Source organism: Streptomyces tailanensis, from assembly GCF_008386495.1.
GTDB classification, from domain to species: Bacteria; Actinomycetota; Actinomycetes; order Streptomycetales; family Streptomycetaceae; genus Streptomyces; species Streptomyces tailanensis.
The window spans coordinates 97,100-118,504 of sequence record NZ_VTHJ01000015.1 but is presented as its reverse complement, the minus strand read 5'-3'; the positions used below and the strand labels follow the sequence as shown (position 1 = coordinate 118,504).

19 protein-coding genes and 1 pseudogene are annotated in these 21,405 nt (G+C 70.0%); 10 read left to right on the top strand and 10 right to left on the bottom strand.

The annotated features are described in order from the left end of the window. Positions 1-4: 4 nt before the first annotated feature. The 5 genes from F3T56_RS14995 to F3T56_RS14975 form a co-directional block, all read right to left on the bottom strand. Positions 5-925, bottom strand: coding sequence for a universal stress protein (locus tag F3T56_RS14995; protein ID WP_149825690.1), 921 nt, complete (start codon positions 923-925; stop codon positions 5-7). 5 nt (positions 926-930) lie between these two features. Beyond that, positions 931-1,953 (bottom strand): alcohol dehydrogenase AdhP, encoded by a 1,023-nt coding sequence (gene adhP / locus F3T56_RS14990; protein ID WP_149825689.1) that lies wholly within the window; start codon positions 1,951-1,953, stop codon positions 931-933. Positions 1,954-1,999: 46 nt separating this feature from the next. Further along, positions 2,000-2,902 carry a universal stress protein gene (locus F3T56_RS14985; RefSeq protein WP_246203625.1) on the bottom strand — a complete coding sequence of 301 codons (903 nt, stop codon included), beginning with the start codon at positions 2,900-2,902 and terminating at the stop codon, positions 2,000-2,002. Positions 2,903-3,039: 137 nt separating this feature from the next. After that, a complete protein-coding gene (locus F3T56_RS14980; RefSeq protein WP_149825688.1) occupies positions 3,040-3,675 on the bottom strand; it encodes a DoxX family membrane protein in 636 nt (211 codons plus the stop codon). Positions 3,676-3,916: 241 nt separating this feature from the next. Continuing rightward, complete coding sequence (locus tag F3T56_RS14975; protein WP_149825687.1) at positions 3,917-4,576, bottom strand: YceI family protein; 660 nt, start codon at positions 4,574-4,576, stop codon at positions 3,917-3,919. Between the two features lie 226 nt (positions 4,577-4,802). Here F3T56_RS14975 and F3T56_RS14970 point away from each other — a divergent pair, with 226 nt between their 5' ends. Together F3T56_RS14970 and F3T56_RS14965 are read left to right on the top strand one after the other, a co-directional pair. After that, on the top strand, positions 4,803-5,336 hold the full coding sequence (locus tag F3T56_RS14970) for a hypothetical protein (RefSeq protein ID WP_149825686.1): 534 nt from the start codon (positions 4,803-4,805) through the stop codon (positions 5,334-5,336). 236 nt (positions 5,337-5,572) lie between these two features. Then, complete coding sequence (locus F3T56_RS14965; RefSeq protein WP_149825685.1) at positions 5,573-7,264, top strand: RNA polymerase sigma factor; 1,692 nt, start codon at positions 5,573-5,575, stop codon at positions 7,262-7,264. Between the two features lie 87 nt (positions 7,265-7,351). Here the strand turns inward: F3T56_RS14965 and F3T56_RS14960 are convergent, their stop codons facing one another. Both F3T56_RS14960 and F3T56_RS14955 read right to left on the bottom strand, forming a co-directional pair. Then, positions 7,352-8,044 (bottom strand): glycerophosphodiester phosphodiesterase, encoded by a 693-nt coding sequence (locus tag F3T56_RS14960; protein WP_149825684.1) that lies wholly within the window; start codon positions 8,042-8,044, stop codon positions 7,352-7,354. A gap of 41 nt (positions 8,045-8,085) precedes the next feature. Continuing rightward, positions 8,086-9,254: pseudogene (locus F3T56_RS14955) on the bottom strand (adenosine deaminase). A gap of 123 nt (positions 9,255-9,377) precedes the next feature. Here F3T56_RS14955 and F3T56_RS49275 point away from each other — a divergent pair. After that, positions 9,378-10,340 (top strand): DUF4190 domain-containing protein, encoded by a 963-nt coding sequence (locus tag F3T56_RS49275; RefSeq protein WP_281291839.1) that lies wholly within the window; start codon positions 9,378-9,380, stop codon positions 10,338-10,340. On the opposite strand, the gene F3T56_RS14945 is transcribed toward F3T56_RS49275, so the two are convergent. Next, a complete protein-coding gene (locus tag F3T56_RS14945; RefSeq protein WP_172638951.1) occupies positions 10,337-10,903 on the bottom strand; it encodes a riboflavin biosynthesis intermediates N-glycosidase in 567 nt (188 codons plus the stop codon). The genes F3T56_RS49275 and F3T56_RS14945 overlap by 4 nt on opposite strands. 167 nt (positions 10,904-11,070) lie before the next feature. On the opposite strand from F3T56_RS14945, the gene F3T56_RS14940 reads away from it, so the two are divergent. The 7 genes from F3T56_RS14940 to F3T56_RS46160 all read left to right on the top strand — a co-directional run bounded on the left by F3T56_RS14940 (position 11,071) and on the right by F3T56_RS46160 (position 18,961). Further along, positions 11,071-12,585 carry a gamma-aminobutyraldehyde dehydrogenase gene (locus F3T56_RS14940; RefSeq protein ID WP_149825681.1) on the top strand — a complete coding sequence of 505 codons (1,515 nt, stop codon included), beginning with the start codon at positions 11,071-11,073 and terminating at the stop codon, positions 12,583-12,585. Positions 12,586-12,685: 100 nt separating this feature from the next. After that, a complete protein-coding gene (locus F3T56_RS14935; protein WP_149825680.1) occupies positions 12,686-13,930 on the top strand; it encodes a polyamine ABC transporter substrate-binding protein in 1,245 nt (414 codons plus the stop codon). 8 nt (positions 13,931-13,938) lie between these two features. Further along, positions 13,939-15,090, top strand: coding sequence for an ABC transporter ATP-binding protein (locus F3T56_RS14930; protein ID WP_149825679.1), 1,152 nt, complete (start codon positions 13,939-13,941; stop codon positions 15,088-15,090). Then, positions 15,090-16,025: an ABC transporter permease gene (locus F3T56_RS14925; RefSeq protein ID WP_149825678.1), complete on the top strand. Its 936-nt coding sequence runs from the start codon at positions 15,090-15,092 to the stop codon at positions 16,023-16,025. The genes F3T56_RS14930 and F3T56_RS14925 overlap by 1 nt, the downstream gene beginning before the upstream one ends. Further along, positions 16,026-16,826 (top strand): ABC transporter permease, encoded by an 801-nt coding sequence (locus tag F3T56_RS14920; protein WP_149825677.1) that lies wholly within the window; start codon positions 16,026-16,028, stop codon positions 16,824-16,826. Positions 16,827-16,885: 59 nt separating this feature from the next. Next, the gene (locus F3T56_RS14915) at positions 16,886-18,304 is read left to right on the top strand and encodes an NAD(P)/FAD-dependent oxidoreductase (RefSeq protein WP_149825676.1); all 1,419 of its coding nucleotides are present in this window, start codon (positions 16,886-16,888) and stop codon (positions 18,302-18,304) included. Positions 18,305-18,817: 513 nt separating this feature from the next. Beyond that, positions 18,818-18,961 carry a hypothetical protein gene (locus tag F3T56_RS46160; protein ID WP_172638950.1) on the top strand — a complete coding sequence of 48 codons (144 nt, stop codon included), beginning with the start codon at positions 18,818-18,820 and terminating at the stop codon, positions 18,959-18,961. A gap of 23 nt (positions 18,962-18,984) precedes the next feature. On the opposite strand, the gene F3T56_RS14905 is transcribed toward F3T56_RS46160, so the two are convergent. Both F3T56_RS14905 and gabT read right to left on the bottom strand, forming a co-directional pair. Further along, entirely contained in the window at positions 18,985-19,656 is a 672-nt protein-coding gene (locus tag F3T56_RS14905; RefSeq protein ID WP_149825674.1) for a phosphatase PAP2 family protein, read from the bottom strand. Between the two features lie 411 nt (positions 19,657-20,067). Further along, positions 20,068-21,402: a 4-aminobutyrate--2-oxoglutarate transaminase gene (gene gabT, locus F3T56_RS14900; RefSeq protein WP_149825673.1), complete on the bottom strand. Its 1,335-nt coding sequence runs from the start codon at positions 21,400-21,402 to the stop codon at positions 20,068-20,070. Positions 21,403-21,405 lie beyond the last annotated feature (3 nt).

The window sequence follows — 21,405 nt, the reverse complement described above, 5'->3', positions numbered from 1 at the left end:
GGCGTCACCCGCTCTCGGGGACGATCGCGACCGGGCAGGCGGAGTGGTGCAGTACGCCGTGCGTCACCCGGCCGAGCTGGAGCCCGAAGTGCCGCTGCCGGCGCCTGGCTCCCACGACGAGGAGGTCGGCGTGGCGCGAGGCGTCGGCCAGCACGGTCCGGGCGTGGCCCTCGGCCGTACGGCGATGGAGTACGACATCGGTGGGGGCCTCCCGCAGCGCCGTCTCCAGGGCCTCCGCTGCGCGCTGCTCGTGCACCCTGGCGGGCTCTCCCACCAGCAAAGGATGGTCGGTGGTCTCGTGTGCGGGGCACCGCCAGGCGCGTACCGCTTCGACCTCCGCCCCGCGCCGCCGCGCCTCCTCGAAGGCGAAGCGCACCGCCGCCGCACTTGTCGGCTTCTCCTCGGCACCGTCAGTGGTCCTGGCCCCGCCTCCGACGCCGACGACGATGCGGCCGTGGGTGGCGGGCAGTGCCTGGTTGTCGTGGCTGCCGCGCACGACGATCACCGGGCAGTGCGCGTGCGCGGCCACGGTGAGGCTCACCGAGCCGAGCAGCACCTCGGTGAGGGCGCTGCGGCCCCGGGTGCCCGTGACCAGCAGGGAAGCGAGCCGGCTCTCCCTCAGCAGCGTGTACTCGGGCTCCTCGGGCAGCACATCGGTGGAGATCTTCACCTCGGCCCGGCGCAGCTGGGCGCGCCGGGCGGCGGTCTCCACGATGTCCTCGGCCCGCACCCGCTCGGACGGCTTGCCCAGGTCCTCGGCCAGGTGGACGCCTTCGTACCGTTCCCACAGCGAGGCGTACACCAGGCGCAGCGGCACCCCGCGCAGGGTGGCCTCGTCGGCCGCCCAGTCGACGGCCCGCAGGCTGGGCTCGGACCCGTCGACGCCGACGACGATCGGCAGCTCCGTCTCCCCCTCCGTGGCCATCGCGCTCACCTCCCCCAACCGAGGTCGAAGACGATCCGGGCCTTGACCTGACCGCGCGACACCTCGTCGACGCACTCGTTGACGGAGGCGAGGGGCCGGGTCTCGCAGATGACCTTGGTCCGGCCGGCCGCGTGCAGCCGGAAGACCTCGGCGAGGTCCTGTCGGGTACCCACGATCGAGCCGATCACGCTCGTGCCGTTCAGCACGGTGTCGAAGATCGGGACCTGGACGGTGCCGTGCGCGGGCAGGGCGACCATGACGAGCTTGCCGCCACGCCGCAGCCCGGAGTCGACGGCGGAGAAGGCGGCCTCGTTCACCGCCAGGGCGATCGCCGCGTGGGCGCCGCCGTGCCGCTTCAGCACCTCGCCCACGTCCTCCTTGCGGGCGTCGATGACGATGTCCGCGCCGAGTTCCGCGGCGAGGTCGAGCTTCTCGTCGGTGACGTCGATCGCCGCGACCGTGGCTCCGGCGATCTTCGCGTACTGCACCGCCAGGTGACCGAGTCCGCCGACCCCGGAGATCGCGACGAGCTGTGCGGGCCGTACGTCGGCGACCTTGAGCGCCTTGTACGTGGTCACGCCGGCGCAGGTCAGTGGGGAGGCGTCGACGGCGGTGACGCCGTCGGGGACCGGCTGGGCGAAGTCGGCCCAGGCGAGCATCTCCTCGGCGTAGCCGCCGTCGCAGCCGTAGCCGGTGTTGATCTGCCGCTCGCACAGCGTCTCCCAGCCGGACAGGCAGTGCTCGCACCGCCCGCAGGCCTTGCCCAGCCAGGGCACTGCGACCCGCTGCCCGACGGACAGGTGGGTGACGCCGTCTCCGAGCTTCTCGACGAGGCCGACGCCCTCGTGGCCGGGCACGAAGGGCGGGTTCGGCTTGACGGGCCAGTCGCCGTGGGCGGCGTGGATGTCGGTGTGGCAGAGCCCGGAGGTCTCGACGCGGATACGGACCTGGCCGGGGCCGGGCTCGGGGTCGGGGCGCTCCTCGATGACCAGGGGCTCGCCGAACGCTCGTACGACCGCTGCCTTCATGGGGTCAACTCCTCAGGGGTTTCCGTCAGTTGTGCGTCAGTGGTTCTCAGTGGTGCGGGACGACGGCGACGGGGGCGGTGGAGTGGTGCAGGACGGCGTGGGTGACGGGCCCGATGCGGGCGCCGAAGGGGCTGCGGCGGATGCGTCGGCCCACGACGATCAGGGAGGACTCGCGGGAGGCGTCGACGAGGTGGTTGCCGGGGGTGCCGTAGTGGCACTCCTCGGTGACCTCCACGTCCGGGTACTTCGTGCGCCACGGGCGTATGAACTCGGTCAGGGCGGTGGCCTCGCGCAGGGCCAGGGAGCCGTGGAGTTCCAGGTCCACGGCCAGGCCGTAGGCGTAGTACGGGGGCGGGTTCCAGCCGTGGACGACCCGCAGGGACGTGCCCCGGCGGGCGGTGGCCTCGAACGCGAACCCGATCAGCCCCGCATCGGGGCTCTCGATGTCGAGGCCGAGGACGACGGGCCGGAACGGTGTCGCGGCGGTCGGGATGCCGGCGGGGTCCATCTCGTGCTCGTCGGACGCCAGTTCGCCGACCCGGACCAGCACGACCGGCCGCTCGGCGTGCGCGACGACGGAGAGCCCGACCGAGCCGACCATGAACCCGCCGATCCCGCTCAGCCCGCGCGAGCCGAGGACCAGCAGCTCGGCGTCCTTCGCCGTGCTCACCAGCAGCTCGGCGGGCCGCCCCGACAATGCATGGTGGTCACGTCGAGGCCGGGGTGACGCAGCCGCAGGCCTTCGGCGGCCTCGCGGGGAATCCTCTCGGTCCAGTGCTGATGGGTCTCGGCGCCGAGGAGCGGCGCCTGTGCGATGGGCTCCGGTACGGGCTCCCAGACGTGGACCAGCTTCAGCGGCACGCCGAGCAGCCGCGCCTCGCGGGCCCCATTCGGCCGCCGCGCGGCTCTCGCGCGAGCCGTCGAGACCGACGGTGACGGTACGGGTCATGATCTCCACCTCTTGAATCTCCCGATGCGGGGACCCGAATCGGGGCCCGATTCGAGCTTTGTCCTCGGGTGAGGCCCAGGGCAGGGGCCGTATGTCCCTGCCGTGGGCCGACCGGCCCTCGCCGGCCCCTCCTGCGGTCAGCGCAGCCAGCGGCCGCGACGAACCAGCGGGAGCTTGGCCCAGACCCTGCCGAGGCCGAGGGTGTCCCCGGCGGAGACGGCGGCCAGGGCGATCAGGACGACGGCGTAGACGAGGTGGTACTCGGCGAAGGGGTTCGTCGACATGCTCGGGGAGCCGCCCGAGAGGTGCTGCGCGGGCGGCCACTCCGCGACCCACATCAGCGCCATCATCAAGGTGCCCGCGACGGCCGCGAACCGCAGCGCCACACCGGCGATCAGCGCGACACCTATCCAGAGCAGACCGAACATGAACAGCCAGTCGGCCCAGGCGTCCCCCGCCCAGGAGTGGAACGTGGACTCCATCGGCCCGGCGGCCACGCCGCTCAGGAAGCCCTTGGTGGGCGAACCGCCGTCGATCCACCCCTTGCCGGACCGGGTGGCGTAGCCGAGGCCGAAGGTCTTGTCGAGGAAGGCCCACAGGAAGACGAACCCGGTGAGCAGGCGCAGGGACGCGAAGACGTAGGCCCGCGCGGAGTGGGTGTCGGCGGCTGCCGACACGGCGGACTGGGACTCGGACACGGGTGCGTCCCGGTTCCTGCGGAAGGACGGCAGGCGCAGGCCCGGGCTCCGGTGAGGGTGGTCGTGCACGGCCATGGCGGTGATCCCTTCGGGGAGGGTGGAGGCGATCCGTTCGGTCTCTGACGCCCCTCACTCTCGTCTCGCGCGACGGTGCCCGCCGGATGCCGAAGGTCGGTGACCGTGGGGCTGAACGGCCCTGTCCGCAGGGGCCGTTGGGGTCCCGGAGCCGTGCGATGACTGTCAGGGCAACGTTCGAAGGCCCACACAACAGGGCGTGTGGGCCTTCTCGGGAATTCCGGTTACGGGAGGCGTTCTGTCAGTTTCCGGGGAGAGTCCGGATGGCGGCTATGTCGAATTGCAGGCGGATTTTTTCGCTCACCATGGCGCCGCCCTCGGCCAGTCTCTGGTTGTAGGTGAGGCCCCATTCGGAACGATTGATGGTGGTCGTGCCGTCGAATCCGACTCGTTCGTATCCGAAGGGGTCGGTGACGTGTCCTATATAGGTGAGTTCCAGGTCGACGGGGCGGGTGATGTTCTTGATCGTGAGATCGCCGGTCATGCGGTAGACGTCACTGCCCACGAGGCGGACCGCCGTACTGGCGAAGCGCATTCGGGGATGGGCCGCGGCGTCCAGGAAGTCGCGGCCGACCAAATGGGCGTCGCGCTGTTCCACGCCGGTGTCGACGGACGCGGTGGACAGGACGATCTCGGCCTGTGAGCGGGACGGATCGCGGCCGTCGAAGTAGAGCCGGCTCTGATACTCCGTGAAAGCGCCGCGCACGGTCGTCACCAATGCGTGGCGTACGGAGAAACCGATGCGACTGTGCGCCCGGTCGATCATCCATTCTCCGGTCAGCGCCGCGAGGGCGGGATCCGGCGGGCCGGCCTGACCGAAAGCCCGTGAGCCGTGGGGGAGTTGTGTAGCTGTGGGGGATGCCGAGCGGCGCAGGGACGCAGCACGGTTGAACAGGTTCATGATTCACGTAATTACGGCACGACAGAAAATGCCGCAAGTCTTCTACGGGATCAATGCGGGGTCGGATTCGTCCTTGAAAGGCTGATAAAGCGTCATCAGGTAGTGGGTGGTTGGTGGGTGGTTGGTGGGTGGTTGCATTATCCACACACGGTCGCCACGAATTGTTTCCCCGGCCACCCGAGGGGGTTGTTTTGAACGCGTTCAAGTCGGGGCGTACGCTTCAGGCATGAGCGACAGAGCCGCCCTGGTGAAGGGCATCCGTGCGTGGCTGGTCTTCTTCGTCGTCTGTCTGGTGCTGAGCGGCGCCACGGCGTTCACGTTGGTCCATGAGCTGCGGTGGACCGAGGAGTTGATGCGTTCGCTGTCCGTCGGGGAGTACCTGCCGGGGCTCATGGAGTGGATCGAGCGGGTGCGGGCGGGGTTGGGCGAGGCCGACGCCGAGTACCCGTTCCTGCTGTACGGCACGGACTGGCTGGCCTTCGCGCACCTCGTCATCGCGGTCGCCTTCTACGGCCCGTACCGCGACCCGGTCCGCAACATCTGGGTCGTCGAGGTCGGGATGATCGCCTGTGCCGGGATCATCCCGCTGGCTCTGATCTGCGGCCCGATCCGGGGGATCCCCCTCTGGTGGTCGTTGATCGACATGTCGTTCGGGGTGTTCGGCGTGATCCCGCTGTACGTCGTGTGGAAGCGGATCAAACGGCTGGAGGCGATGACACCACCGGTCGCGCCCCCGGCCACCGTGGCCGCCGCGGGCTGAGCGCGGCCGGTTTCGTACGTACGAGACGAAGGCGGGGCGGAAAAAGTGTTATCCCCCTCGCCCCGCCCCGTCTCCACAGGCGACCCCTGTTCCCCCACGTACAGGAGTGAGCCGTATGAACGGTGTGAGTGGTGTGATCTCCGCCTCGCGGGTTTCCTGCATCACGGGAATGGCTGAGAAGGTACGGAAAACAGCCGAGTGATCAGGTGAGCCCAGCGGGAGCGGGAGGAACGTACGTGGACGGGCGGCAGTGGCGCTCCACCATCGCGGCCGCGCAGGCAGGCGACCGGCGCGCCCTCGACGAGCTGGTCGAGGGCTGGCTGCCGCTCGTCTACAACATCGTGGGCCGTGCCCTCAACGGCCACGCGGACGTCGACGACGTCGTGCAGGAGACCATGCTGCGCGCGGTCGACAACCTCGAAACGCTGCGGGATCCGGACAGTTTCCGGTCATGGCTGGTCGCCATCGCGATGCGGCAGATACGCGACCGGGCGCGACGGCGCACGGCCGACCCGCTCGGCGAGGACGACGACGCGTACGGCACCGGCGCTGCCGACTTCGCCGAACTGACTGTCCTGCGGCTGCAGTTGGAGGGCCAGCGGCGTGAGGTCGCGGAAGCGGTCCGGTGGCTCGACGACGAGGACCGGCAGCTGCTGTCCCTGTGGTGGCTGGAGGTCGCCGGCGAACTCACCCGGCGGGAACTCGCGGCCGCGGTCGGCATCAACCGGCAGCACGCCGCCGTCCGGGTGCAGCGGATGAAGGCCCGGCTGGAGACCGCCCGGGGCATCGTCCGCGCCCTCGACTCCTCCTGCTCCGACCTGGGCGCCGTGACCGCCCGCTGGAACGGGCAGCCCGACTCGGTGTGGCGCAAGCGCATCGCCCGGCACATCCGCGGCTGCTCCCGCTGCGACGGCCACGGCCGGCGCGGCCAGGTCGTCGTACCCGCCGAACGGCTCCTCGTCGGCCTCGCCCTCGTCCCCATTCCCGTCGGCTTCACGCTGTCCCTGGCGTTCGGCGGCAAGACGGCGGTCGCGGCGACGGCGGCCGCGTCGGCCACGGCCTCGGTGGGCTGGTCCGCCAAGCTGTTGGGCGCGCTCACCCAGCCCGCCGTGGCGGTGACGGCGGGCGCGACGTTCGTCGCCGGGGGCGCGTACGTGGTGACGACCCCGGACGCGCGGCCGCCACAGGCGGCGCCCACGGCGCTGAGCACGGCTCGCCCGCCCGCGTCCGAGCCGTCCCGCTCTCCGTCTCCCTCCGCCTCGCCCTCGCCGTCCGCCTCCCCGTCGCCGACGAGGAAGACCGGCCTGTACGGCAGTGTCGTGGACGCCGTGGACCGGGCCCCGGACCCGAACACCGCGCCCGGCACCCTCCCCCGCCGGACCGAGACCGGCGTCACGAGCAGCGGTGGCGCGCGCGCCGTGATGAACCATCGTGGTGACAGCGTGACCCTGACCGGCAAGGGCTATGTCCTCGTCCGCTGGCAGCTCTCGCCGCAGTACCGGCCGGGCGCCCTGGTCATGCCCGCCTGGACCGGCTTGAAGGGCGAGCTCTTCCACGTGGCCTCCGGCGGCGGCCGCCGTATGGACGACACGACGTCCGCCGACGGCAAGTCCTCCGGCATGGGAGGCCCCGACACCGGCTACATCGTCCTGCCGGACGGCACCCAGCAGATGTGGCAGAACGAGTACTTCTACCTCGACGGCACCGTCACCCTCACCCAGAACGAACGCGGCGCCGACTACGGCGTCACCGTCGCCCCCTCCACCTGGGACGCGATCACCGAGGACGTCAACACCGGCCCCGACCAGGGCGCCCTCCGCTACGGCCTCGTCCGCGACAACGGCAAGGACACGACACCCGTACCGCAGTACGTCACGCGGAAGACCCCCAAGGACGCGGCGACGGTGGCGCAGCGGTCGGAGGTGTAGCGGCGCACGCGCCCAAGAGGTCGGTCGCTGCGGTGTTCTGGCGTGTGCGGGTGGGTTTGTGGCTGGTCGCGCCGTTCCCCGCGCCCCTTACGGGGCGCTGCCGCCCCGCAGGGCGCACAACGCGTCGATGCGGTTTGTGGTGATGGAGTCGACGCCGAGGGCCAGTAGTCGTCGCATGGAGCGGCGGGTGTCGGGGGTCCAGGCGGAGAGGAGGTAGCCGTCGCGGTGGACGCGGTCGGCGAGGGGTCGGCTCACCAGGCTGAAGCGGTAGTTGAGCCAGTGTGGGCGTATGGCGTCGAGGAGGGCCGGGCGCGGGGGTGCGAGGGTTTTCCAGGTGAGGGCGATCTCGGCGGTGGGGTCGGCCGCGCGCACCGCGAGCATGGTGTCGGGGCCGGCGCTGTAGTACACCCGCTCCTCGGCTCCGCACTCCCGTACGACGCCCACGATCCGCCGCACCGCCCGGGGGTCGGCCGCGCCGGGCAGGTCGACCATGACCCGGCTGTCCCCGGTGGTGAGCAGCGCGTCGGCCAGCGTCGGCACCCCGTCGGCCGTGAGCCCCCGCAGCTCGGCGGCGGAGAGCGCCGTCAGCGGCCGGTCCAGCTCCCACAACCGGTTCAGCGTCGAGTCGTGCAGCAGGACGGGCACGCCGTCACGGGTCGACCGTACGTCGAACTCGACGGCGTCCGCGCCCAGTTCGAGCGCGGTCCGCAGGGAGACGAGGGTGTTCTCGCGGTGGCGGTACGGGGCGCCGCGATGGGCCACGGCGGTCACGGTGCGCATGGGGTCCATTGTGGGTCAGGGGGCAGGAGAGTCTCAGGGAGTCAGGGGGTGAGCCAGGTCGAAGTGTAGGAGTCGATCTCGTCGGACAGGCGGGCCTTGCCGGGCTCGTCGAGGAAGGACGCCGCCACCGCGTTCTTCGCGAGCGCGGCGAGCCCCTGCTCGTCGAGGTCGAGGAGCCGCGCGGCGATGGCGTACTCGTTGTTGAGGTCCGTGCCGAACATCGGCGGGTCGTCGGAGTTGATGGTGACCAGGACGCCCGCCCGCACGAACTCCTTGATCGGGTGCTCGTCGAGGGTGCGGACCGCGCGCGTGGCGATGTTGGACGTCGGGCAGACCTCCAGGGCGATGCGGTGCTCGGCGAGGTGGGCGAGGAGCTTCGGGTCCTGCGCGGAGCTCGTGCCGTGGCCGATGCGCTCGGCGCGCAGCTCGGTGAGCGCGTCCCAGACCGTCTCCGGCCCGGTGGTCTCGCCCGCGTGCGGCACCGACCGGAGCCCGGCCGCGATCGCCCGGTCGAAGTACGGCTTGAACTGCGGCCGCGGTACGCCGGTCTCGGGCCCACCGAGCCCGAACGACACCAGCCCCTCCGGCCGCAGCCGGTCGTCGGTCGCGAGCCGTACCGTCTCCTCGGCCGACACGAGCCCGGCCTCTCCCGGGATGTCGAAGCACCACCGCAGTACGGTCCCGAACTCGGACTCCGCCGCCTTGCGGGCGTCCTCGATCGCCTCCATGAAGGCCCGCTCGTCGATACCGCGACGGGTGGAGGAGTACGGGGTGACGGTCAGTTCGGCGTACCGCACCTGCTGCCGGGCCAGGTCCCGCGCCACCTCGAACGTCAGCAGCCGGACGTCCTCCGGGGTGCGGATCAGGTCGACGACGGACAGATATACCTGGATGAAGTGGGCGAAGTCCGTGAACGTGAAGTAGTCCGCGAGCGCCTCGGGGTCCGTCGGCACCTTGGAGTCGGGGTGACGGGCGGCCAGTTCCGCGACGATACGGGGGGAGGCGGAGCCGACATGGTGCACGTGCAGTTCGGCCTTGGGCAGGCCGGCGATGAAGGCGTGCGGGTCGCGGGTGCCGGATGCGCTCGGTACGGGGGGTACGGCGGATGCGCCGGGCGCGTTGCGGTTGTCGGTCAAGGTTCCTCCCCGGGGACGGCGTCCGCCCCGGACCGTGGTCGTCGTCGGGGGACGCGGGTGATCGGCTGATCGATGACTCGGGGATCATCGTAGGCGGCGGTCCCGCCGGCGGAACCCGGGCCTTAGCATGACCGAACGTACGGCGTAGCAGGTACGGCGGACACAACGGAACAGAACGGCACAGAGGGGACCCGCGCATGCCGTCCGACGAGGCACAGACTCCGGCGACGCCGGCCGACACCCCCCAGCCGGACCTCTGGGCGCCCTCGCGGGACATCACCTCGGCCGCGACGTCGGAGGAAGCGGCGGCCGCCCCGGAGCCCGAGGACGCGACCCGAAGAGTCCAGCTGGACAAGCCCCGCGTTGACGCGTCGACGGCTCCCCAGGTGCCCGCGACGCCCCAGCCATGGACCGGCCCCAACGCCCTCGCCGCCCCGGGCGGGCCGCAGCCCACTTCGACCTCCGTACCCACCGCACCTCCCGCTCCCAACCCCTTCGCCCCGCCCGGCGGCCCGCACCCCTCCGCCGCTCAGGCGCCGACCCCGAGCAACCCCTTCGCCCCACCCGCAGCGAGCGCCCCCTATGCCGCACCGGTGCCCGGCGCACCCTTCGCCCCACCCGGCGTCGGCGCCCCCGGCGGACCCGTGCCACCTCCGCCCATCAGCCCTGACGGGCCTGGCCACATCCCGTACGGCTATCTCCAGTACCCGGGCGCCCACACGCACGGTGGTGTCGGCTACAGCGCACCCGGTTACGGCGGTGCCCCCGGCTATGGCGGCCTCGGCTACGCCTGGCCCGGGATGGCACCCCCGCCGAGCAACGGCATGGGGATCGCGGCGATGGTTCTCGGGATCTGCGCCGCCGCCCTGTTCTGTCTGTGGCCGCTGGCGATCCTGCTCGGGATCATGGCCGTGATCTTCGGGTGCGTCGGCCGGGCCAAGGCGCGCCGGGGCGAGGCGACGAACCCGGGGCACGCCCTGGCGGGGATCATCTGCGGCGCGGCCGGCGTCCTGCTGGGCATCGGCTTCATCGTCCTCATCATCGTGGCGCCGGACAGCACCAGCGACGACTCGGACACCGACCCCCTCTACGACGACGGCTACTCCACGTCCTTGTCCCTGGTGCTGCAGCCCCGCGACATGGCCGAACTCGCCGACTAGACCTCGCCGCCAGAGAGCAACCGCTCCCGGGCCGCCATCAGCGCGAAGCCCAGGAGGTTCGGGCCCCGCCACCGCGCGGGGTCCATGGCCCGCTCGTCGTCCGCCGCGAGGCCGATCCCCCACACACGGTCCAGGGGGCTGGCCTCCACGAGTACGCGGTTCCCCGTGCCCAGCAGGAACGCCCGCAGGTCCGCGTGGGCGGCGAACTTGTGGACGCTGCCCTCGACGACGATCCCGAAGCGCTCCCGCTCCCATATGGACTCGTCGAAGCCACGCACGAGCCGCCCGACCTTCTTGGCCTGCGCGGGGCCCGACGCCGCGAGGGCCTTCCTCTCCGCCTCCGCGTCCTCGAACAGCCGGGCCTTGGACGCCATCATCCAGTGCTCGGCCGTCGCGTACTCCACCCCGTCCACCGTGAACGGCGACGGCCACCACTGACTCAGGCAGCTCGCGCCCACCTGCCCGTCGGGCCGCGGCCGGTGCCCCCAGAAGTGCAGGTACTTGACCCTCGCCCCCGCCTGGACCTCCCTGATCAGGGCGTCCCAAGAATCGATCTTCGCCATGTCCGAGAGTCTGGCAGCCACCGCTGACAATCCGTCCCCGAATTTCCACCCCGGCTGGACACCTGGTCGACAGATTCCGTCGCGTAACCAAAAGGCAACAACGGAATCCCTTGTTGATGGCCTGTTCCTCTGTCAGGATCGGCACTCAAATCGACCTGGAGCTACGTATGCAGGAACGCTTCGCGGACGGCGCGCAGTACATCGCCGGGCGCCTCACGAAGGGCACGTCCGGCCGGACCCACACCGTGGTCGATCCGGCCACCGGCGACGAGGTGTACACGTATGAGCTGGCCGGTACGGACGACGTGGACGCGGCCGTCGCCGCCGCCCGCGAGGCCCTCCCGGGCTGGGCCGCCACCACGCCCGGCGAGCGTTCCGACGCGCTGCACCGCCTCGCCGCGGTCCTCGCCGACGGGGCGGAGGAGTTCGCACGGGCCGAGTCGCTGCAGTGCGGGAAGCCGCTCAAGCTGACACGCGAGTTCGACGTTCCCGGCACCATCGACAACACCGCCTTCTTCGCGGGCGCCGCCCGGCACCTCCAGGGCCAGTCGGCCGGCGAATACTCCGGCGACCACACCTCGTACGTACGCCGTGAGCCGATCGGGGTCGTCGGTTCCATCGCACCCTGGAACTATCCGCTCCAGATGACCGCCTGGAAGATCCTCCCGGCGATCGCCGCAGGCAACACGATCGTCCTGAAGCCCGCCGAACTGACCCCGCTCACCTCGCTGCTCTTCGCGCGGGCCGCCACGGACGCGGGCATCCCGGACGGCGTGATCAACATCGTCACCGGTACGGGCAAGGAGGCCGGAGAACATCTCGTCGGGCACCCCGACGCGGCCATGACCTCCTTCACCGGCTCCACCGCCGTCGGCAAGCGGGTCGCCGAGATCGCCACCGCGGGCGTCAAGCGGATCCATCTGGAGCTGGGCGGCAAGGCGCCCTTCGTCGTCTTCGACGACGCGGACCTGGAGGCCGCCGTCCACGGCGCGGTCGCGGGCTCCCTCATCAATACCGGGCAGGACTGCACGGCGGCCACGCGCGCGTACGTACAACGTCCTCTCTACGAGGAGTTCGTCGCCAGGACGGCCGCCCTCATGGAGACCGTCCAGCTGGGCGACCCCTTCGCCCAGGGCACCGACCTGGGCCCGCTGATCTCACACGCCCAGCGCGACCGGGTCGCCGCCTTCGTCGAGCGGGCACGCGCGTACGCGCGCGTGGTCACCGGTGGTGAGGCGCCCCAGGGGGAACTGGCCAACGGCGCGTACTACCGGCCGACGCTCATCGCGGACGCGCCCCAGGACAGCGAGATCGTCCAGTCCGAGATCTTCGGGCCGGTCCTCGTGGTGCTGCCCTTCGACAGCGACGACGACGGCATCCGGCTGGCCAACGACACGCCGTACGGGCTCGCGGCCTCCGCCTGGACCCGGGACGTCTACCGGGCCAACCGTGCGACACGGGAGATCAAGGCGGGGTGCGTGTGGGTGAACGACCACATCCCGATCATCAGCGAGATGCCGCACGGCGGATACAAGCCGTCCGGCTTCGGCAAGGACATGTCCGCGTACTCGTTCGAGGAGTACACCCAGATCAAGCACGTCATGTTCGACAATACGGCGGTCGCCAGAAAGGACTGGCACCGCACGATCTTCGGGGACCGCCGACCAGACGGTGACCGCTAGTCACACGGGGACCGCCAGTCAGACGGAGCCCGGCCGCCCGACCCTCGGCCGGTCTCCCCCACCCTCCCGAAAGGGCACCTCCCGAAAGGGCACCACGCGCATGGAGCAGTACGAGCCCCACCGCCTGTCCCCGGCCCAGGTGGCCGCCATGCGGCGCAGCCTCAGGAACGGCAGGGCCGCCCTCAGCCGCCGTTCGCTGCTGCGCGCCGGAACCGGTGGCGCCCTCGCCGTCGGCGGGCTCGGGGCGCTGAGCGCCTGCGGCATCCCTGCGGCGAAGAACACCGCGGGCGTGTCGTCCGAGGACCACTCGGCCGAGGAGAAGGAGATCGCCTTCTCCAACTGGACCGAGTACATGGACGTCGACGACAGCGGAAAGCACCACCCCAGCCTGGAGGCGTTCACGAAGCGCACCGGCATCAAGGTCACGTACACCGAGGACATCAACGACAACGTCGAGTTCTTCGGCAAGATCAAGCCGCAGCTCGCCGCCGGTCAGGACACCGGACGCGATCTGATCTGCGTCACCGACTGGCTCGCGGCCCGCCTCATCCGCTTCGGGTGGGTCCAGAAACTGGACCCCTCCAACCTGCCGCACGCCTTCATGAACCTCTCCCAGCAGTTCCGCAGCCCCGACTGGGACCCCGGGCGCTCCTACTCGTACCCCTGGCAGGGCATATCGACCGTCATCGCCTACAACAAGAAGGCGCTCGACGGCGAGGAGGTGAAGTCGGTCTCCGACATGCTCGACAACCCGAAGCTGAAGGGCCGCATCGGCTTTCTCTCCGAGATGCGCGACAGCATCGGGATGACGTTGCTGGACATGGGCAAGGACCCGGCGAAGTTCACCGACGACGACTACGACGCCGCGATCGCCCGCCTCCAGAAGGCCGTCGACAAGGGCCAGATCCGTCGCTTCACCGGCAACGACTACACGTCGGACCTCAGCAAGGGCGACTTCGCGGCCTGTATCGCCTGGGCCGGTGACGTCGTCCAGCTCAAGGCCGACAGCCCCGACATCGACTTCGTCATCCCCGGCAGCGGCTACATGACGTCCACGGACAACCTGCTGGTCCCAGGCAAGGCCCGGCACAAGACCAACGCCGAACGGCTCATCGACTACTACTACGAGCCGCAGCCGGCCGCCGAACTCGCCGCGTACATCAACTACGTGTGCCCCGTGGACGGCGTGAAGGCGGAGCTGGCCAAGATCGACGAGAGCGCGGCGGACAACCCGCTGATCATTCCCGACGCGGCCATGGCGGCCAAGTCCCGCGCCTTCCGCTCCCTCAGCCAGAAGGAAGAGACGGCGTACGAAGAGAAGTTCGCGAAGCTGACGGGGGCGTGACGAGGACCATGAAGACCACACAGAACAGCAGCGGTGACGTCCGCCTCTCCGGCATAGGCAAGACCTATGGGTCCTTCACCGCCGTGCATCCGCTCGATCTGACCGTGCCGGAAGGTTCCTTCTTCGCGCTGCTCGGTGCCTCCGGATGCGGCAAGACGACCACCCTGCGCATGATCGCCGGGTTGGAGGAACCTTCCTGCGGGACCGTCTCGCTCGGCGATCACGACGTGACGCATCTGCCGCCCTACAAGCGGCCGGTGAACACGGTCTTCCAGTCGTACGCGCTCTTCCCGCACCTCGACATCTTCGAGAACGTCGCCTTCGGGCTGCGCCGGCGCGGCATCAAGAGCGTGAAGAAGCAGGTCGAGGAGATGCTGGAGCTGGTTCAGCTCGGCGAGCAGGCGCGCAAGAAGCCGCACCAGCTCTCCGGCGGTCAGCAGCAGCGCGTCGCCGTCGCCCGCGCGCTGATCAACCACCCCAAGGTGCTCCTCCTCGACGAACCCCTCGGCGCCCTCGACCTCAAGCTGCGCCGCCAGATGCAGCTGGAGCTGAAGCGCATCCAGACCGAGGTCGGCAGCACGTTCATCCATGTCACGCACGACCAGGAAGAGGCCATGACCATGGCCGACACGGTCGCCGTGATGAACGCCGGCCGCGTCGAGCAACTCGGCTCGCCCGCCGGCCTGTACGAGGACCCGCGGACGACGTTCGTCGCCAACTTCCTCGGCACCTCCAACCTCATCGAGGCCGAGTTCGACTCCAGGAGCGGCGACGACATCGTGCTCAAGGCGGGCGACGGCAAGCTGGTCCTTCCCGAGGCGCGGTGCAGCGCGCCCACCGCGACCGGCGGCAAGGTCCTCGTCGGCGTACGGCCCGAGAAGATCACCCTCACCCACGCCGACGACGCCGGGGAGATCCCGGTCGGCCGCAACCGCCTCACCGGGAAGATCGCCGCCACCAGCTTCATCGGCGTCTCCACGCAGTACGTGATCGACAGCTCGGTCTGCCCCGAGTTCGAGGTGTATGTCCAGAACATCGAACGCGACGCCCGGCTCGTCCCCGGCGCCGACGTCGTCCTGCACTGGAGCCCTGCCCACACGTTCGGCCTGGACGCCGCGCAGGACATCGACGCCGGTGTCGAAGAGGGGGCGGCCGCCTGATGTCGACACTCACCGAAGCCGAGGCGCCACCGCCTCTCGCGCCCGCCCCGACCACCGCGAAGCCGCCTCGCAAGAGAGGCCGCTGGACGCCGTATCTGCTGCTCGCGCCCGGTCTGATGTGGCTGCTGGTGTTCTTCGCGATGCCGATGGTCTACCAGGCCTCCACGTCCGTGCAGACGGGCTCCCTGGAGGAGGGCTACAAGGTCACCTGGCACTTCGCGACGTACTGGGACGCGCTGAGCGAGTACTACCCGCAGTTCCTGCGCTCGGTGCTCTACGCGGGCTCGGCGACGATCCTGTGTCTGCTGCTGGGCTATCCGCTGGCGTATCTGATCGCGTTCCGTGCGGGACGGTGGCGCAATCTGATCCTGATCCTGGTGATCGCGCCGTTCTTCACCAGCTTCCTGATCCGTACGCTCGCCTGGAAGACGATCCTGTCGGACGGCGGCCCGGTCGTCGGCGCCCTCAACTCGCTGCATGTCCTGGACGTCACCAGCTGGCTCGGCCTGACGGCCGGGGACCGGGTGCTGGCCACGCCGCTCGCGGTGGTCTGCGGCCTCACGTACAACTTCCTGCCGTTCATGATCCTGCCGCTGTACACCTCGCTCGAACGCATCGACGGGCGGCTGCACGAGGCGGCCGGCGACCTTTACGCGAGGCCGTTCACCACGTTCCGCAAGGTCACCTTCCCGCTGTCCATGCCCGGTGTCGTCTCCGGGACGCTGCTGACCTTCATTCCGGCGAGCGGTGACTACGTGAACGCCGAACTGCTCGGCTCCACCAACACCCAGATGATCGGCAACGTCATCCAGAGCCAATTCCTGCGGATCCTGGACTATCCGACGGCGGCGGCCCTTTCGTTCATCCTCATGGCCGCGATTCTCCTCATGGTCACGGTCTACATCCGCAAGTCCGGGACGGAGGATCTGGTTTAAATGACCTTCGTCAACTGGCTCAAGCGCCATCTCGTCGTCATCGCGGGACTTCTGACGCTCGGCTATCTGCTCCTGCCGAATGTCGTCGTCACCGTCTTCTCCTTCAACCAACCGAAGGGCCGCTTCAACTACGAGTGGCAGACGTTCTCCACGGACGCCTGGACCGATCCGTGCGGTGTGGCCGACCTGTGCGGCTCGCTCGCGCTCAGCCTCCAGCTGGCCGCCTGGGCGACGCTGGGTGCGACTGTGCTCGGCACGCTGATCGCCTTCGCGCTGGTGCGGTACCGCTTCCGCGCGCGGGGCGCGGTGAACTCGCTGATCTTCCTGCCGATGGCGATGCCCGAGGTCGTGATGGCCGCCTCGCTGCTCACCCTTTTCCTCAACCTGGGTACACAGTTGGGTTTCTGGACGATCCTGATCGCCCACATCATGTTCTGCCTCAGCTTCGTCGTGGTCGCCGTCAAGGCGCGCGTGATGTCGATGGACCCGAGGCTGGAGGAGGCCGCGCGGGATCTGTACGCCGGGCCCGTGCAGACCTTCGTCAGGGTCACGCTCCCGATCGCCGCCCCCGGAATCGCGGCGGGCGCGCTGCTCGCCTTCGCGCTCTCCTTCGACGATTTCATCATCACCAATTTCAACGCGGGCGCGACCGTCACCTTCCCCATGTTCGTCTGGGGTTCGGCACAGCGCGGCACGCCCGTTCAGATCAATGCCATCGGTACGGCCATGTTCCTCGTCGCCGTACTGGTCGTGGTGGCCGGAATGGTCATCGGAAACCGAAGAAAGCGGCAGAAGGCTTAACGCCTGCCATGCGGATATCTCTGGGATATCTCTGGAAATCTCTGTAGGGAGTTGAAATCATGGCCCCAAGCGCCATGAGTAATTGGACAAAGTCACTCTCCGACGCACAGCCGGTCCCGTACTGGCTCCAAGACCCCGGCAAGCCCCACCCCGAGCCCGCGCTCACCGGCGCCGAGACCTGCGACCTGCTGGTCGTCGGCGGTGGCTACAGCGGGCTGTGGACCGCGCTGATCGCCAAGGAGCGCGACCCGCGACGGGATGTCGTCCTGCTGGAAGGCCGCGAGGTGGGCTGGGCCGCCTCCGGCCGCAACGGCGGCTTCTGCGCCGCCTCGATCACCCACGGCCTGGCCAACGGCCTCGCCCGCTGGCCCGACGAGATCCACAAGCTGGAGGAACTCGGCGCCCGCAACCTCGACGAGATCGAGGCGGCCGTCGCCCGGCACGACCTCGACTGCGACTTCGAACGCACCGGCGAGATCGACGTGGCGACCGAGACGTACCAGGCGTGGGAACTGCGCGACCGGTACGAGGAGATGGAACGCGGGGGCCTCGCCGACGGCATCGAGTTCCTGGACGCCGACGCGGTCCGCGAACAGGTCGCCTCACCGACGTTCGAGGCCGGCCTCCACGACCGCCGCGGCGTGGCCATGCTGCACCCCGCCCGGCTCGCCTGGGGCCTGAAGCGTGCCTGCGTGCGGCTCGGCGTCCGCGTTTACGAGCACACCCCCGCGCTGACCTTGAAGGCGTACGGTCCGGGCATGGCCGTCCGTACCCCGTACGGCCAGGTCCGCGCCCGGCAGGTCGCGCTCGGCACGAACATCTTCCCGAGCCTGGTCAAGCGCGTGCGCGCGTACACGGTCCCGGTCTACGACTACGCGCTCATGACCGAGCCGTTGACCACCGAGCAGCTGGCATCCATCGGCTGGAAGAACCGCCAGGGGCTCGCCGACACCGCCAACCAGTTCCACTACTTCCGGCTCAGCGCCGACAACCGGATCCTGTGGGGCGGCTACGACTCGATCTACCCGTACGGCGGTCGCGTGCGCACCGAGTACGACGACCGGCCCGAGACGTACGCCAAGCTCGCCGGGCACTTCTTCACCTGCTTCCCGCAGCTGGAGGGCGTCCGTTTCACCCACGCCTGGGGCGGCGCGATCGACACCTGCTCGCGCTTCTCGGCGTTCTTCGGCACCGCCCACCACGGCAAGGTCGCGTACGCGGCCGGCTTCACGGGGCTCGGCGTGGGCGCGACGCGGTTCGGCGCGGACGTCATGCTCGACCTGCTCGCGGGGGAGCGCACGGAACGCACCGAGCTGGCGATGGTCCGCAAGAAGCCGCTGCCGTTCCCGCCCGAGCCGTTCGCCTGGACCGGCATCGCCCTCACCAAGTGGTCCCTGGCCCGCGCCGACTCCCACGCCGGCCGACGCAACCTGTGGCTGAAGGCCATGGACCGCCTGGGGCTGGGCTTCGACAGCTGAGACCCGCAAGCCGGAGAGGGCGTGAAGGCGCACGCGTGATCAGCAGGCGTGCGCCATTCGCGGACAGGCGCACGCCCTGCTCGATCACCGATACCCGAGACGGCGGTCGAGTGGCTGGCATCCGTAGCACCGGATCCCGAGGCCTGCCGCTGGGAGCGGGAACGCAACCGTTCCCGTGGACTGAGCAAGAGTGAGTCCGCTCAGCCGCACGCCCCGAACGGTCTTGGGCGCACTGGTCCCCTACGTACTCGACCCCGGGGCGGCGACACGGATCCTGTCCGTGATCCGATCCCGGGAGGTCGGTTCCCTGACGACCTGGCCAGATGAGTACGGCCAGAGGCGACGGGGAGGCCCCGAACCATCACTCCGGTGGAGCGGGGGCCCCGCGCGCTGGCGCCGTAACCAGGCGTCCCAGATCGCACGATCACCCTAGCCCGAACGGCCCAGGGCGCTGCAAGCCAGGAAGCCGACCATCACACGATCGAGCTAAACCACCCTCATTCATGCTGGATCGTGGTGCTGTGCCCGGGTCGGCAGAGCGGCGGCGTCCGCTGGCTGATCCTGCCGGACGGAGTCGGCACCCTCACCGACCCGGCGCTGCTCGAACTGGCGATACACGAGGCGGCGGCGGGGCTGGCCGGGGACGAGGACCGTTAGGGCGTGTGGCCGCAGGTCTGACGTCAGCCGGAACCGCGACGCGAACCGAACCACCACAGCGAGGCGAGCAGCGTCGCGCACACGCACCAGCTCGCCACCACGTCGAGCGGCCAGTGGTAGCCCTGGCGCACCAGGCCGAAGCCGACGCCGATGTTCACCACGATCGCGATGACGACGACCGCGCGGCGCACGAGGACGCCGCGCAGCCAGGGCAGTAGCAACAGCACGGCACCGCCGTACGCGAGGGAGGCGGTCGCCGTGTGGCCGGAGGGGTAGAAACCCGTGCCCGGGCCCATGATCGGCGGGCCCGACCGGGCGATGAGCTCCTTCAGTGGGATGACCCAGAGCGGTATGACGGCCATGAGGAGGGCCGCGGCGGCGGACGGCCGCCACCAGTGGTCCCTACCGGTGGTGCGCGTACGCCAGGCTACGTAGCCGAGTACGAGGGCCAGGACCGGGACGGCGACCGTGATGTTGCCGAGGTCGGCGAGGAACTGGGTGGGGGCGCCCCGGTGGACCAGGGAGTCGCTGAGGCGTTCGTCCGCGCGGGCGAGTGGGCCGGCCGCGACGACCTGCCAGGTGATCAGCGCGAAGAGGGCGGCCGGAAGGCCGAAGAGAAGCGCGAGGAGGAAGGTCGGCCATCCCCGAACAGGGGGGGTGGTTCGGGGATGGCCGTCCGGATCGGTGTGCCGCACGCCCCGGGGGGTTTGGGGCGCGCGACCATCCGATCGGTGAGGAGATCCGGAGCCGGAAGCTCCGGGTGTGTGCGCGAGGGCACGACCAGGGCGAAGCTGGGGAGGCCCCGACCCGGTGTCGCCCACAGTCCCCTGTGGGCGGGGTGTATCTCTCATCTGGGGAAGAACCTACGGCAGGGGATGCGGTGACGACAGGCGAAAACGCGATCCGACATGCACCTTGCACACCTTCTTCACTCCCTCTGACCCTCATTCACAGGGACCGGAATCCGGGTGCGGATTCCGGTTCCGGGAAGCGTGGGACGTCGGGGACGGATGGGAGATTCCGTATGCGCCCCGTGCGGATGAGGGCTCAGTGACGGGATCGGGGCGGCATCGGATACGGACTCACATACAGACTCGTATGCGGACTCAGATACGGGTGAACGCCTGCTCGATGATGTCGAGGCCCTCGTTCAGCAGGTCCTCGCCGATGACGAGCGGCGGCAGGAAGCGCAGCACGTTGCCGTAGGTGCCACAGGTCAGGACCAGCAGCCCCTCTTGGTGGCAGGCCTTGGCCAGCGCAGCGGTCGCCTCCGGATTCGGCTCCTTCGTCGTACGGTCCTTGACCAGCTCGATCGCGATCATCGCGCCGCGCCCGCGGACGTCGCCGATGACGTCGAACTTCTCGGCCATGGCGGTGAGGCGGGGCTTCATGACGCCCTCGATCTGCTTCGCCCTGGCGTTGAGGTCGAGCTCCTTCATCGTCTCGATCGAGCCGAGGGCGCCCGCGCAGGCGACCGGGTTGCCGCCGTAGGTGCCGCCCAGGCCACCCACGTGCGCCGCGTCCATGATCTCCGCGCGCCCGGTGACGGCGGCGAGCGGCAGACCGCCCGCGATGCCCTTCGCCGTTGTGATCAGGTCCGGGACGATGCCCTCGTCCTCGCACGCGAACCACTGCCCCGTACGGCAGAAGCCCGACTGGATCTCGTCCGCGACGAAGACGATGCCGTTGTCGGAGGCGAACTTGCTGATGGCCGGGAGGAAGCCCTTGGCCGGCTCGATGAAACCGCCCTCGCCGAGCACCGGCTCGATGATGATCGCGGCCACGTTGTCAGGGCCGACCTGCTTGGTGATCTGGTCGATGGCCTGCGCGGCGGCCTCCGGGCCCGCGTTCTCGGGGCCGGTCGGCCAGCGGTAGCCGTACGCCACCGGCACGCGGTAGACCTCGGGCGCGAACGGGCCGAAGCCGTGCTTGTACGGCATGTTCTTGGCGGTCAGCGCCATCGTGAGGTTGGTGCGGCCGTGGTAGCCGTGGTCGAACACGACCACGGCCTGCCGCTTGGTGTAGGACCGGGCGATCTTCACGGCGTTCTCGACGGCCTCGGCGCCGCTGTTGAACAGCGCGGACTTCTTGGCGTGGTCACCCGGGGTCAGCTCGGCGAGGGCCTCCGCGACCGCCACGTACCCCTCGTACGGCGTGACCATGAAACAGGTGTGCGTGAAGTCCTGGAGCTGGGCGGAGGCCCGGCGGACGACGGCCTCGGCGGAGGCGCCGACGCTCGTCACGGCGATGCCCGAGCCGAAGTCGATCAGCCGGTTGCCGTCGACGTCCTCGACGATCCCGCCGCCCGCGCGCGCGGTGAACACCGGCAGCACGGAGCCCACCCCCGCCGCGACCGCGGCGGTACGTCGGGCCTGCAACTCCTGCGACTTCGGTCCGGGGATGGCGGTGACGACGCGGCGCTCCTGAGGAAGTGCGGTCATGCG

What these genes read in the sequence shown, in the direction of transcription:
- gabT (WP_149825673.1), bottom strand. Translation starts at nt 21,402, where the DNA reads ATGACCGCACTTCCTCAGGAGCGCCGCGTCGTCACCGCCATCCCCGGA.
- F3T56_RS14960 (WP_149825684.1), bottom strand. Translation starts at nt 8,044, where the DNA reads ATGCGCACCGTGACCGCCGTGGCCCATCGCGGCGCCCCGTACCGCCAC.
- F3T56_RS14985 (WP_246203625.1), bottom strand. Translation starts at nt 2,902, where the DNA reads ATGACCCGTACCGTCACCGTCGGTCTCGACGGCTCGCGCGAGAGCCGC.
- F3T56_RS14920 (WP_149825677.1), top strand. Translation starts at nt 16,026, where the DNA reads ATGACCTTCGTCAACTGGCTCAAGCGCCATCTCGTCGTCATCGCGGGA.
- F3T56_RS49275 (WP_281291839.1), top strand. Translation starts at nt 9,378, where the DNA reads ATGCCGTCCGACGAGGCACAGACTCCGGCGACGCCGGCCGACACCCCC.
- F3T56_RS14940 (WP_149825681.1), top strand. Translation starts at nt 11,071, where the DNA reads ATGCAGGAACGCTTCGCGGACGGCGCGCAGTACATCGCCGGGCGCCTC.
- adhP (WP_149825689.1), bottom strand. Translation starts at nt 1,953, where the DNA reads ATGAAGGCAGCGGTCGTACGAGCGTTCGGCGAGCCCCTGGTCATCGAG.
- F3T56_RS14975 (WP_149825687.1), bottom strand. Translation starts at nt 4,576, where the DNA reads ATGAACCTGTTCAACCGTGCTGCGTCCCTGCGCCGCTCGGCATCCCCC.
- F3T56_RS14980 (WP_149825688.1), bottom strand. Translation starts at nt 3,675, where the DNA reads ATGGCCGTGCACGACCACCCTCACCGGAGCCCGGGCCTGCGCCTGCCG.
- F3T56_RS14930 (WP_149825679.1), top strand. Translation starts at nt 13,939, where the DNA reads ATGAAGACCACACAGAACAGCAGCGGTGACGTCCGCCTCTCCGGCATA.
- F3T56_RS14995 (WP_149825690.1), bottom strand. Translation starts at nt 925, where the DNA reads ATGGCCACGGAGGGGGAGACGGAGCTGCCGATCGTCGTCGGCGTCGAC.
- F3T56_RS14945 (WP_172638951.1), bottom strand. Translation starts at nt 10,903, where the DNA reads ATGGCGAAGATCGATTCTTGGGACGCCCTGATCAGGGAGGTCCAGGCG.
- F3T56_RS14970 (WP_149825686.1), top strand. Translation starts at nt 4,803, where the DNA reads ATGAGCGACAGAGCCGCCCTGGTGAAGGGCATCCGTGCGTGGCTGGTC.
- F3T56_RS14935 (WP_149825680.1), top strand. Translation starts at nt 12,686, where the DNA reads ATGGAGCAGTACGAGCCCCACCGCCTGTCCCCGGCCCAGGTGGCCGCC.
- F3T56_RS14915 (WP_149825676.1), top strand. Translation starts at nt 16,886, where the DNA reads ATGGCCCCAAGCGCCATGAGTAATTGGACAAAGTCACTCTCCGACGCA.
- F3T56_RS14925 (WP_149825678.1), top strand. Translation starts at nt 15,090, where the DNA reads ATGTCGACACTCACCGAAGCCGAGGCGCCACCGCCTCTCGCGCCCGCC.